Genomic DNA, 13,585 nt, shown 5'->3' with positions numbered 1-13,585 from the left:
GCCGAGGTCGTTGCATGTGGGTGTGCCGTCGTCGCATGTGGACTGGTCTTCGGGTGGGGTGGAGGTGTTGACGCGGGCGCGTGCGTGGCCGGTGGTGGAGCGTGTGCGTAGGGCGGCGGTGTCGGCGTTCGGGGTGAGCGGAACGAACGCCCACGTCGTACTGGAGCAGGCACCGGAGGAACCGGGGGAGGCTGAGGTGGTGCCTGGGCCGGTCAAACACCCTGTTCCGGTGGTGGTGTCCGGTGCCTCGGCGAAGGCTTTGGACGCGGGCTTGGGGCGTCTGGCCGCGTGGGTGGAGTCCGATGGCGGGCTGGGTGTGGGCGAGGTCGGATGGTCCGCTGCGCAGCGTTCGGTGTTCGGTCATCGTGCGGTGGTGGTCGCGTCCGGGCGTGAGGAACTGCTGAAGGGTTTGAAGACCCCGGTGGTGTCGGGTGTTGCTGGTTCGGTGGGCCGGTCGGTGTTGGTGTTTCCGGGTCAGGGGACGCAGTGGGCCGGTATGGGTGCCGAACTACTCGACATGTCACCGGTGTTCGCGGCCCGTATGGGCGAGTGCGCTGCCGCACTGAGCCCGTTCGTGGGGTGGGATCTGTTGGAGGTGGTGCGCTCGGGTGAGGGGCTTGAGCGGGTGGATGTGGTGCAGCCGGTGACGTGGGCGGTGATGGTGTCGCTGGCCGAAGTCTGGGCGGCTTGCGGGGTGAAGCCGGATGCGGTGGTGGGTCATTCCCAAGGAGAGATCGCCGCTGCCGTCGTATCCGGTGCCCTGAGCCTTCAGGACGGGGCGCGGGTGGTGGCGTTGCGTTCGCAGGTGATCGGCCGTGTCCTGGCGGGCGCGGGTGGGATGGCGTCGGTGGCCCTGCCCGCCAGTGTGGTTGAGGAGCGGCTGTCCGGTTGGTCGGACCGTCTGGGTATCGCTGCCGTGAACGGGCCTGCGATCACGGTGGTGTCGGGAGATGCCGACGCGGTGGGCGAGTTCCTGGAAGCCTGTGAGCGGGACGGCGTCCGGGCTCGGCGGATCCCGGTGGACTACGCTTCGCATTCCGCGCAGGTGGAGGCGATCGAGGCAAAACTCGCCAGCCTGCTGGCGCCGGTGGTGGCGAGGGATCCGCACATCCCGTTCTACTCCACCGTGGAGCCGGGCCGGCCGGTGCGCACGGACGCAGGCTACTGGTATCGCAACCTGCGCCGACGCGTCCAGTTCGCGGAGACGGTCGATCTGCTGCTGGCCGACGGGTTCGGTGCGTTCATCGAAGCCAGTGCCCATCCAGTACTCACCATCGGCATCCAGGAGCTCGCCGACCAGGCGAGCACGGACCGGGAGGTCGTCGTCACCGGGACGTTGCGCAAGGGTGAGGGTGGTCTGCGCCGGTTGTGGACCTCGATGGCGGAAGCGTTCGTCCACGGTGTGGCGGTCGACTGGAAGGCCGCGTATGCCGCGCACGGTCTGACCGCCCGCCGGGTCGACCTGCCCACCTACCCCTTCCAACGCCGGCACTACTGGCTCGACACCGCCCCCCATAGCCGTGACCGCATGCGCGGGGCCGAGACCGCAGGGATAGAAGCCTGGCGTCACAAGGTGGTCTGGAAGGGGCTGCCGACGGAGGAGACGGCCCGGCTGTCCGGGCGCTGGCTGCTGGTGCTGCCGGAGGGCACGGACCCCGGCCCGGCGGATGACATCGCCGATGTACTCGGCCGGCACGGCGCCACCGTGCGGCGGTTGGTGGCCGATCCGGTGGCGCTGGGGCGCGACGGGCTCGCCGCGCGGATTTCCGGCACCTGGGACGGGATCCTCTCCCTCCTCCCGGCGGACGAGCGGCCGCACCCCGCCCACCCTTCGCTCGACCGCGCCACCGTCGGTACGGTGCTCCTCGCGCAAGCGGTGTCCGACATCGGTACGGGCGCGCGGTTGTGGACCGTCACGCGCCGGGCCGTGGCCGTAGCGGCGGGAGAAGAACCTTCCACGGCCGGTGCTCAGGTCTGGGGCGTCGGGCGTGGCATCGCCCTGGAACTGCCCACCGTGTGGGGAGGTCTGGTGGACCTCCCCGACGCGCCGGACGCCCGGTGCCTGCGCCGGCTGGCCTGGGTGCTGGCAGCGGCCGGTGCCGAGGACCAGGTGGCCGTACGAGCCTCCGGCGCCTACGGGCGCAGACTGGCACCCGCCGGGGGAGCGGCCGGTGAGGGCCGGGCGTACACGCCGCGGGGGACGGTGCTGGTGACGGGGGGTACGGGTGCGCTCGGTGGCCATGTGGCCCGCTGGCTGGCGGTGAACGGTGCCGAGCACCTGGTGCTCACCAGCCGACGCGGTCAGGACGCCCCGGGGGCGGCCGCGTTGACGGCCGAGCTGGAGGCGCGGGGAGTCCGGGTCACGGTGGTGGCGTGTGACGTCTCCGACTGTGCGGCGCTCGCGGCGCTGCTGGACGAACATCCCCCCACCGCCGTGTTCCACACCGCGGGTGTACCCCACTCCGGTGCGTTCCTGGACCTGCGTACCGATGGCATGGCCGACGTGTACGGCGGCAAGGTCACCGGCGCCCGTCACCTGGACGAGCTGACCCGCGAGCGGGACCTGGACGCCTTCGTCCTGTACACGTCGGGCGCCGGCGTCTGGGGCAGCGGCGGGCAGACGGCGTACGGCGCGGCGAACGCGGCGCTCGACGCCCTCGCGGAGCGGCGGCGCGCAGGCGGCCTGCCGGCCACCGCGATCGCCTGGGGCCTGTGGGCCGGCGGCGGCATGGGCGAGGGCGACGGCGAGGAGTTCCTCAGCGAGCGCGGCCTGCGTGCCATGCCCCCGGAGTCGGCCCTGGAGTCCCTCGGCGTGGCTCTGGAGCGCGGCGACACCTGCGTGGCCGTGGCGCATGTCGACTGGCCCCGGTTCGCCCGGTCGTTCACCGCGTTCCGGCCGAGTCCCCTGATCGGTGACCTCGCCGGTACGGGCGGGGCGGGGGAGCGGTACGGGGACGGCGAGGAGAGCACCGGCGACCAGGGGTTCCTCGCACGGTACACCGCGTGCGGCCCGGTCGAGCGGCGGGAGATGCTGCTCGACCTGGTGCGCCGGCAGGTGGCCGCCGTGCTGGGCCACGCGGGGCCCGAGGAGGTGCCGGCCGATCAGGCGTTCAGGGACCTGGGCTTCAGCTCGCTCACGGCCGTCGAGGCGGCCACCCGGCTGGGCCGGGCGGTGGGTGCCAAGCTGCCACCCACCCTGGTGTTCGACCACCCGACGGCGGAAGCGGTCGGCGACCACCTGGCCGAGGTGCTGGAGGCGCGTGTACCGGCGGAGGCGTCGCCGGGCGAGGAGCAGCGGATCAGGGCGGCACTGGCGACGCTGCCCGTGAACGCGCTGCGGGAAGCCGGGTTGCTCGACGGTCTGCTCGCCCTCGCCGCGGCGCACGCACCGGCCGGCCAGGCGGCGGCGCGGCCCTCCTCGGCACCCGCCGACGCCGCCGGGCCCGCCGACACGCTCGACTCCATCGACGAGCTGGACGACGACGCACTGATCGCGCTCGCCCTGGGCGAGGCCGGTTCCTGACCGCGCCACCCCCTTCCCCCGCAGCCCCCCACCTCCCGTCCGTCCGTCCCCGTGCGTACAGACCGCTCCGCCCCGCCCCGCCCCGAGAGGAACACCCCCTCATGCCCATGTCCTCCTCCCAGACCTCCACCGAGAAGCTGGTGGAGGCCCTGCGCACCTCCGTGAAGGAGGCCGAGAGGCTCCGGCGGCGCAACCGCGAGCTCGAAGAAGCCGCCCACGAGCCCGTCGCCATCGTCGGGATGGCCTGCCGCTACCCCGGCGGCGTCGACTCGCCCGAAGCGCTGTGGGAGCTGGTCGCCGGGGGCACGGACGCGGTCGGACCGTTCCCCGCCGACCGCGGCTGGGACGTCGACGGTGTGTACGACCCCGACCCGGAGGCGCAGGGGACCACGTACTGCCGCGAAGGCGGCTTCCTGACCGGTGCCGCGGAGTTCGACGCCCCGTTCTTCGGCATCTCGCCGAGGGAGGCCGTGGTGATGGATCCGCAGCAGCGCCAGCTCCTCGAAGTGTGCTGGGAGGCCCTGGAACGGACCGAGCTCGATCCCCGGACACTGCGGGGCAGCCGCACGGGGGTGTACGTCGGAGCGGCGCACTCGGACTACGCCTCCGACCCGGGCCGGGTCCCCAAGGGATCGGAAGGGCACCTGCTGACGGGCAGCGCGGACGCGGTGCTGTCCGGGCGCGTGTCGTACGTCCTCGGGCTGGAAGGCCCCTCGATGACCATCGAGACGGCCTGCTCGTCGTCGCTCGTCGCACTGCACGTGGCGGTCGCGGCGCTGCGCCGCGGCGAGTGCGACATGGCGCTGGGCGCGGGGGTGGCCGTCATGCCGGACCCGGCCGCGTTCATCGAGTTCTCGCGGCAGAAGGGGCTGGCGGCGGACGGGCGGTGCAAGGCGTTCTCGGCGGACGCGGACGGCACCGGGTGGGCGGAGGGCGTCGGCGTGCTGGTGCTGCAGCGGCTCGGCGACGCACAGCGGGACGGCCGCCGGGTGCTGGCACTCGTGCGCGGTTCGGCCGTCAACCAGGACGGCGCCAGCAACGGCCTGACCGCACCCAGCGGCCCCGCCCAGCGGCGGGTCATCCGGCAGGCGCTGGCCGACGCCCGTCTGACGCCCGACCAGGTGGACGCGGTGGAGGCGCACGGCACGGGCACCCGGCTCGGCGACCCCATCGAGGCGGGCGCGCTCCTCGGCACGTACGGCCGGCGGCGCAGCCCCGGCCGGCCGCTGTGGCTGGGGTCGCTGAAGTCCAACATCGGCCACGCGCAGGCGGCCGCGGGGGTCGGCGGGGTCATCAAAATGGTGCAGGCCATGCGCCACGGAGTGCTTCCGCGCACCCTCCACGCCGACACCCCGACACCGCACGTCGACTGGTCGGCGGGCGCGGTACGGCTCCTGACGGAGGCCGTCCCCTGGGAGGGGCGGGAGGGAGACCCCCGGCGCGCCGCGGTCTCGGCCTTCGGCGTCGGCGGCACCAATGCCCACGTCGTGCTGGAGGAAGCCCCCTCCGCGGAGTCCGCCACCGCCACCGCCCCTGTGCCCGCCACCGCCACCGCCTCCACCCCGGTCCCCGCCATCGCCCCGGCCAAAGCGGGTTCCGCCCCGGCCCCGGCCCCGGCGGTCTCCGCCCCGGCCCCCGTGCCATGGGTCGTGTCGGGCCGCGGGGAGGCCGCCCTGCGGGCCCAGGCCGGCCGGCTCCACCGGCACCTGCGCGAGGCGCCGGACCGCGGCGCGCTCGACGTCGGTTACTCGCTGGCCGCCACCCGCAGCGCCTTCGAGCACCGTGCGGTCCTGCTCGGCTCCGACCGCGCCGACCTGACGGACGCCCTGCGCGCGGTCGCGGAAGGCCGCCGCACGCCGCAGGTGGTCAGCGGGGTGTGCCGGCGCGACGGCAAGCTCGCGTTCGTGTTCACCGGACAGGGCAGCCAGCGCCCCGGCATGGCAGGCGACCTGCGCGCCGCCTTCCCGGTGTTCGCCACCGCCCTGGACGAGGTCACCCGGCGGCTCGACCCCGGGCTGGAGCGGCCCCTGGCGGCCGTGCTGGACGCCGCGCCGGGCAGCCGGGACGCGGAACTGCTGGACCGTACGCGGTACGCACAGGCCGCGCTCTTCGCCGTCGAGGTGGCGCTGTTCCGGCTGCTGGAGAGCTGGGGCATGCGCCCGGACCGGCTGCTCGGGCATTCCGTGGGCGAGATCGCCGCCGCGCACGCCGCCGGGATCCTCGGCCTGGACGACGCCTGCGCCCTGGTCGCCGCACGGGGCCGGCTGATGGAGGAACTGCCGGAACGCGGGGCCATGGTGTCCGTCCGGGCCTCGGAGGCGGAGGTCCTCGACCTGCTGGCCGGCAGCACCGCACCGGTGGGCATCGCGGCGGTCAACGGGCCCGGGGCCGTGGTGATCTCGGGCGCGGAGGAGCCGGTGACGGAACTGGCCGCCCGGTTCGCCGCCCTGGGGCGCGCCACCAAGCGGCTCCGCGTGAGCCACGCCTTCCACTCGCCCCTCATGGACGGCATGCTGGCCGACTTCCGCCGCGTCGCCGAGGGCCTGAGCTACCACGCCCCGCGCATCCCGGTCGTCACCCATGTGACCGGCGGGCGGCCCGTCGCGTCCGACGAACTGCGCCGTCCCGGTCACTGGGTCGAACACGTCCGGCGCACCGTCCGGTTCCACGACGGCGTACGGACGGCACGCGCGCAGGGCGTCACCACGTTCATGGAGCTCGGTCCGGGCGGCACACTGACGGCGATGGCCGAGGAGTGCCTCGCCGACGACCCCGACGTCACGCTGGTGCCCGTACTGCGCCGCCCCGCCCAGGGCGCCGGGACTCCGGCGTCCGCGCCGCCCTCGGCGAGCACCGGCGTGCTCCGGGCGGCCGCCACCGCGTACACCGCGGGTGCCGACGTCGACTGGACCGCGCTGTTCGCGGGTTCCGGTGCCCGGCGCGTCCCCCTGCCGGTGTACGCCTTCCAGCACCGCCGGTACTGGCTCGAACCCGCCGCCCCCGCCCGGCGCACGCTGCCCGACTGGACCTACCGCGTCACCTGGCGGCCCCTGTCAGCGGCAGCAGCGGGCGGGGACGGACACCGGCCCACCGCGCCCACGGCCCCCGCCCGCGGCATCCCGCCCACGGCCGCGACGCACCCGGCCGGCCCCCGCCGCACCTGGCTGCTGGTCCACCCCGACCGGGGCCGGGGCGCCGAGCTCGCCCGCGCGGCCGAGCGGGCCCTGACCGGCGCCGGCAACGCCGTCGTACCCCTCCCGGTCGACGTGGCCGCGGCCGGCCGGTCCTCGCTGGCCGCCGCTCTCGTACGGGCCCTGCCCGCTCCGCCGCCCCGAGGTGACATGGAGAGTGACACAGTCACCCCCGTCCCGGGCGTGCTGTCGCTGCTCGGCGCCGATGATCGGGAGCACCCCCAGCACGGCCCGGTGGCCGCGGGAGTGCTGGCGACCCTGTTCCTGGCCCAGGCGATGGAGGATGAGGCGGTGCCCGCTCGCCTGTGGTGCGTGACCCAGGACGCGGTGGCCGTGGACCGCGACGAACGGCCCACGGGCGCCGGGGCGCAGTTGTGGGGGCTCGGCCGCACCGCCGCACTCGAGATGCCGGTCCGCTGGGGCGGCTTGATCGACCTGCCGGGATCCGCGCGGGACAGCCACTGGGCCGAGGCGGTCCGGCTGCTCGACGGCCCCGAGGACCAGATCGCGGTCCGCGACTCCGGCGGCCACGGGCGCCGGCTGGTCCGCGCCGCGCCGCCACCCGGCGCCGCCCGCTACCGGCCGCGCGGCACGGTCCTCGTCACCGGCGGCACCGGGGCCCTCGGCGGGCACCTCGCCCGCTGGCTGGCCCGCAACGGCGCCGAACACCTGCTCCTCGTGGGCCGGCGCGGCGGCCGCGGCCGTGCGGCTGCCGCGCTCGAAGCCGAGCTGCTGGAACGGGGCGTCAAGGTGACGTTCGCCGCGTGCGACGTCGCCGACCGCGACGCGCTGGCCGGGGTGCTGGCCGCCGTACCGGCGGACACCCCGCTCACCGCGGTCTTCCACGCCGCCGGCGTCCCGCAGGTCAGCCCCCTGACCGGGACGGGCCCCGGGCTCTTCGCCGAGGTCTGCTCCGGAAAGGTCGCCGGCGCGCGGAACCTCGACGAACTGACGCGCTCCCACGACCTGGACGCGTTCGTGCTGTACGCCTCCGGGGCCGGGGTGTGGGGCAGCGCCGGACAGGGCGCGTACGCCGCCGCCAACGCCGAACTCGACGCCCTCGCCCAGCGCCGCCGCGCCGACGGACTGCCCGCCACCTCCCTCGCGTGGGGCGTGTGGGCCGGCGGCGGCATGGGCGACGGCGACGGTGCCGCGTACCTGCGCCGCCGCGGCGTACGGGCCATGGCCCCGGCGACGGCGCTCGACGTGCTCGCCCGCTCCGTCGGCGGCGAGGACGCCTGCCTCACCGTCACGGACATGGACTGGCCCCGGTTCGCCGACGGCTTCACCGCCTTCCGGCCCAGCCCGCTGCTCTCCGAGCTGCCGGACACCCGCCCGGCCCCCGCCCACGCGGACGCTCCCGAGGGGACGGCCGCACCGGGAACCCCCACCCGCACCGCCCGGCCGGCCGAAGGGCCCGGCCCCGCACGCCCGCGCATCGAACGGCTCGACCCCCGCGAGCGGCCCGCCGCCCTGCTCGCGCTGGTCCGCGACGAGACCGCCGACCTCCTCGGGCACCCGGACCCGCAGGACGTCCCGGCCGACGAGCGGTTCCTCCAGCTCGGCTTCGATTCCCTGGCCACCGTCCAACTGCGTCGCCGGCTCGCCGCGGCGCTCGACGTCGAACTCGCCGCCACCGTCCTCTTCGACCACGACACCCCCCGTGCGCTCGCCGGCCACCTGGCCGGCCTGCTCGCCGCGGACCGGGACGACGGCGGCACCGACCGCGCCCCCGCCCGGACCGTCGCCGGCGCCGCGCGGCCACCGGTACGGAGCAGCTTCACCGCCCTGTACGAGGAGGCCGTCCGCAGCCGCCGGGTCGGCGCGGCCGTCGACCTCCTGGCCGCGGCCGCCGCCTTCCGCCCCGCTTTCCGGAGCCCCGACGAACAGCCCCTGACACCGGTCGTCCTGAGCGGCGCCCCCACCGCCACCGCCGCACAGGTCCGGTCCGACCGGCCCGGCGAACCCGACCGGTCCGGCGAACCCGGTCGGCCCGGCGAACCCGACTGGTCCGGCGAACCCGATCGGCCCGACCGGCCCGGCGAACCCGACGAGCCTGACCGGCAGACCGAGCAGACGGGGCAGACCCAGCACGCTCGCCCGGACCAACCGACCGGGCGGAAGCCGGCCGGCCGGCAGCGGACCGAGAAAGACCAGCGGCCCCGCCAGGACCAGCGGCCCCGCCAGGACCAGCAGCCCAGGCCCCGCCAGGACCAGCGGCCCCGGCCGCTCGTCATCGGCTGTGCCGGCACGTCCGTCGCGTCGGGCCCGCACGAGTTCCTCTCCCTCGCCCGGGCCCTCGACGGCCGGTGCGACGTCACCGCGCTCCCCCAACCCGGCTTCGAGCAGGGCGAGAAGCTGCCCGCCTCACTCGACGCGCTCCTCGGCGCGCAGGCCGCCGCCCTCGCCCGCCACACCGCCGGGCGGCCCTTCGTACTGCTGGGGCACTCCGCGGGGGCCAACCTGGCCCACGCCCTCACCCGCCGGCTCGAAGAGCACGGCGGCGGGCCCGCCGCCCTGGTCCTCATCGACATCTACACGCCCAGCGACCCCGGCGCGATGGGCGTGTGGCGCCACGAGATGCTCGAATGGGTGGCCGAACGCTCCGCCGTCCCCCTGGACGACACCCGCCTGACCGCCATGGGGGCCTACCACCGGATACTGCTCGACTGGCAGCCGCGGCCCACCCGCGCACCCGTCCTCCACCTCCGGGCCGCCGAGCCCCTCGGAGAGTGGACCGGGGCGCCGGACGGCTGGCAGTCGCGCTGGGAGTACGCCCACACCACCGCGGCGCTGCCCGGAACGCACTTCACGCTGATGGGCGAGCACGCGCCCGCCACCGCACGGGCCGTCCTCGACTGGCTCGACGGCCTGCGCCCGACCGGCCCGGACGGCCGCCCGGCGACCGGAACCACCCACGACGAGAGGGACCAGTGAGCCCCGCACCCGCCACCGAGGACCCGGCCGCCGCCGGGCGCCGCCTGCAACTGACCCGCGCAGCCCAGTGGTTCGCGGGAACCCAGGACGACCCGTACGCGCTCGTCCTGCGCGCCGAGGCCACCGACCCGGCCCCGTACGAGGAGCGGATCCGGGCCCACGGGCCGCTCTTCCGCAGCGACCTGCTCGACACCTGGGTCACGGCGAGCAGGGCCGTCGCCGACGAAGTGATCACCTCACCCGCCTTCGACGGGCTCACGGCCGACGGGCGGCGCCCCGGCGCGCGGGAACTGCCGCTGTCCGGCACCGCGCTCGACGCGGACCGCGCCACATGCGCACGGTTCGGGGCCCTCACCGCCTGGGGCGGGCCGCTGCTGCCGGCGCCGCACGAGCGGGCGCTGCGCGAGTCCGCCGAACGGCGGGCCCACACACTCCTCGACGGGGCGGAGGCCGCCCTGGCCGCCGACGGCACCGTCGACCTCGTCGACGCGTACGCCCGCAGGCTCCCCGCGCTGGTCCTCCGCGAACAGCTCGGCGTGCCGGAGGAGGCGGCGACCGCCTTCGAGGACGCGCTGGCCGGCTGCCGCCGCACCCTGGACGGCGCCCTGTGCCCGCAACTCCTCCCGGACGCCGTGGCGGGGGTGCGCGCGGAAGCCGCGCTGACCGCCGTGCTGGCCTCCGCCCTGCGCGGGACTCCGGCCGGCCGGGCCCCCGACGCCGTCGCCGCCGCCCGCACCCTGGCCGTCGCGGCCGCCGAGCCCGCAGCCACCCTCGTCGGCAACGCCGTACAGGAGCTGCTGGCGCGTCCCGCGCAGTGGGCGGAGCTCGTACGCGACCCGCGCCTCGCGGCCGCCGCGGTGACCGAAACGCTGCGTGTCGCCCCGCCCGTCCGCCTGGAGCGGCGGGTCGCCCGCGAGGACACGGACATCGCCGGGCAGCGCCTCCCCGCCGGGGGGAGCGTCGTGATCCTCGTCGCCGCCGTCAACCGCGCGCCCGTATCCGCGGGAAGCGACGCCTCCACCACCGTCCCGCACGCCGGCGGCCGGCCCCGTACCTCCGCCCCCTCCGTCCCCTCAGCCCCCTTCGACCTCACACGGCCCGTGGCCGCGCCCGGGCCGTTCGGGCTCCCCGGCGACCTGCACTTCCGCCTCGGCGGGCCCCTGGTCGGAACGGTCGCCGAAGCCGCGCTCGGTGCGCTGGCCGCACGGCTCCCCGGTCTGCGCGCCGCCGGGCCGGCCGTGCGGCGCCGCCGCTCACCGGTGCTGCACGGACACGCCCGCCTCCCCGTCGCCGTCGCCCGGACGGCCCGTGACCTGCCCGCCACCGCACCGCGGAACTGAGGAGGGAGTGCCCCGATGCGTATCCTGCTGACGTCGTTCGCGCACAACACGCACTACTACAACCTGGTCCCCCTCGGCTGGGCGCTGCGCGCCGCCGGGCACGACGTACGGGTCGCCAGCCAGCCCTCGCTGACCGGCACCATCACCGGCTCCGGGCTGACCGCCGTCCCCGTGGGCGACGACACGGCCATCGTCGAGCTGATCACCGAGATCGGCGACGACCTCGTCCTCTACCAGCAGGGCATGGACTTCGTGGACACCCGCGACGAGCCGCTGTCCTGGGAACACGCCCTCGGACAGCAGACGATCATGTCGGCCATGTGCTTCTCGCCGCTGAACGGCGACAGCACCATCGACGACATGGTGGCGCTGGCCCGTTCCTGGAAACCGGACCTCGTCCTGTGGGAGCCCTTCACCTACGCGGGACCCGTCGCCGCGCACGCCTGCGGCGCCGCCCACGCCCGGCTGCTGTGGGGTCCCGACGTGGTCCTCAACGCACGGCGGCAGTTCACCCGGCTGCTCGCCGAGCGCCCCGTCGAACAGCGCGAGGACCCGGTCGGCGAATGGCTCACGTGGACGCTGGAGCGCCACGGCCTCGCCGCCGACGCGGACACGATCGAGGAACTGTTCGCCGGGCAGTGGACGATCGACCCCAGCGCCGGGAGCCTGCGGCTGCCGGTCGACGGCGAGGTCGTGCCCATGCGCTTCGTGCCGTACAACGGCGCCTCGGTCGTCCCCGCCTGGCTCTCCGAGCCGCCTGCCCGGCCCCGGGTCTGCGTCACCCTCGGCGTCTCCACCCGGGAGACCTACGGCACGGACGGCGTCCCGTTCCACGAACTGCTGGCCGGACTGGCCGACGTGGACGCCGAGATCGTCGCCACCCTCGACGCGGGGCAGCTCCCGGACGCCGCCGGTCTGCCCGGCAATGTGCGCGTCGTCGACTTCGTGCCGCTGGACGCCCTGCTGCCGAGCTGCGCCGCGATCGTCCACCACGGAGGCGCGGGAACCTGTTTCACGGCCACCGTGCACGGCGTCCCGCAGATCGTCGTGGCCTCCCTCTGGGACGCGCCGCTGAAGGCGCACCAACTCGCCGAGGCGGGCGCCGGGATCGCCCTGGACCCCGGGGAACTGGGCGTGGACACCCTGCGCGGCGCCGTCGTGCGGGTGCTGGAGAGCCGCGAGATGGCCGTGGCGGCGCGTCGCCTCGCCGACGAGATGCTCGCCGCCCCCACCCCGGCCGCGCTCGTCCCCCGCCTCGAACGCCTCACCGCCGCGCACCGCCGCGCCTGATCCCGCCAAGGAGCCCCCATGAACCTCGAATACAGCGGCGACATCGCCCGGTTGTACGACCTGGTCCACCAGGGAAAGGGCAAGGACTACCGGGCGGAGGCCGAGGAGCTGGCCGCGCTTGTCACCCAGCGCCGCCCCGGGGCCCGCTCCCTCCTCGACGTGGCCTGCGGAACGGGGATGCACCTGCGGCACCTCGGCGACCTCTTCGAGGAGGTGGCCGGGGTGGAGATGTCCCCCGACATGCTGGCCATCGCGCAGCGGCGCAACCCGGAGGCCGGCATCCACCGGGGGGACATGCGGGACTTCGCCCTCGGCCGCCGCTTCGACGCCGTGATCTGCATGTTCAGTTCCATCGGGCACATGCGCGACCAGCGGGAACTGGACGCGGCGATCGGCCGGTTCGCCGCGCACCTGCCGTCCGGCGGGGTCGTGATCGTCGATCCCTGGTGGTTCCCGGAGACGTTCACACCGGGGTACGTCGGCGCGAGCCTCGTCGAGGCCGAGGGCCGCACCATCGCGCGCTTCTCCCACTCCGCGCTCGAGGACGGCGCGACCCGGATCGATGTGGACTACCTCGTCGGCGTGCCGGGGGAGGGGGTGCGGCACTTGAAGGAGACCCATCGGATCACGCTTTTCGGGCGTGCGCAGTACGAGGCGGCCTTCACCGCGGCGGGGATGTCCGTCGAGTACCTCCCGCACGCCGCCACCGACCGCGGACTCTTCGTCGGCGTCCAGGCCTGAGGAGGCGACCAAGGATGGGGCACGGCATGGCACAGGACACGGCACACGGCAACGCACCGGGCGGAGGACAAGGGATGCGGCACATCGTCGAGGCGATCCGGTCGCTCACCGGGCCGGAGGGCTCGGCGTCGGCCGTCCCCGCGGACTTCGCGGCCCTCGAACTGCCCGAGTACTTCCGGGCGGTGACCCTCCGCAAGGACGAGACCGAGATGTTCGCCGGGATGGCGAGCGCCGACAAGGACCCGCGCAAGTCGCTGCACGTCCAGGAGGTGCCCATACCGGAACTCGGCCCCGGCGAGGCGCTGGTGGCCGTGATGGCCAGCTCCGTGAACTACAACACGGTGTGGTCCTCGATCTTCGAGCCGGTGTCGACGTTCAGGTTCCTGGAGCGGTACGGGCGGTTGTCACCGTTGACCAAGCGCCATGACCTGCCGTACCACATCATCGGTTCCGACCTCGCGGGTGTGGTGCTGCGCACCGGCCCCGGCGTGAACGCCTGGCAGCCCGGTGACGAGGTCGTCGCGCACTGCCTGAGCGTGGAGCTGGAGTCGCCCGACGGCCAT

6 protein-coding genes are annotated in these 13,585 nt (G+C 75.3%); all 6 read left to right on the top strand.

All coding sequences use genetic code 11. The features are described from left to right. Positions 1 to 16: 16 nt before the first annotated feature. Complete coding sequence (locus tag IE251_RS22665) at positions 17 to 3,523, top strand: SDR family NAD(P)-dependent oxidoreductase (protein WP_308436575.1); 3,507 nt, start codon at positions 17 to 19, stop codon at positions 3,521 to 3,523. 101 nt (positions 3,524 to 3,624) lie between these two features. After that, positions 3,625 to 9,651 (top strand): type I polyketide synthase, encoded by a 6,027-nt coding sequence (locus IE251_RS22660; RefSeq protein ID WP_200692216.1) that lies wholly within the window; start codon positions 3,625 to 3,627, stop codon positions 9,649 to 9,651. Then, positions 9,648 to 10,991 (top strand): cytochrome P450 family protein, encoded by a 1,344-nt coding sequence (locus IE251_RS22655; protein WP_189754828.1) that lies wholly within the window; start codon positions 9,648 to 9,650, stop codon positions 10,989 to 10,991. Before IE251_RS22660 ends, IE251_RS22655 begins: the two co-directional genes overlap by 4 nt. A gap of 15 nt (positions 10,992 to 11,006) precedes the next feature. Continuing rightward, positions 11,007 to 12,281: an activator-dependent family glycosyltransferase gene (locus tag IE251_RS22650; RefSeq protein ID WP_189754827.1), complete on the top strand. Its 1,275-nt coding sequence runs from the start codon at positions 11,007 to 11,009 to the stop codon at positions 12,279 to 12,281. 18 nt (positions 12,282 to 12,299) lie between these two features. Then, positions 12,300 to 13,022, top strand: coding sequence for a class I SAM-dependent DNA methyltransferase (locus IE251_RS22645; RefSeq protein ID WP_189754826.1), 723 nt, complete (start codon positions 12,300 to 12,302; stop codon positions 13,020 to 13,022). Positions 13,023 to 13,096: 74 nt separating this feature from the next. Beyond that, positions 13,097 to 13,585 (top strand): alcohol dehydrogenase catalytic domain-containing protein (locus IE251_RS22640; protein ID WP_373302039.1); only part of this gene is annotated, 489 nt, incomplete at its 3' end.

This window comes from Streptomyces eurythermus (assembly GCF_014649115.1).
Classification (GTDB): domain Bacteria; phylum Actinomycetota; class Actinomycetes; order Streptomycetales; family Streptomycetaceae; genus Streptomyces; species Streptomyces eurythermus.
Note: the sequence above shows the minus strand (reverse complement) of the source record. Positions and strands in the feature narration are given on the sequence as shown.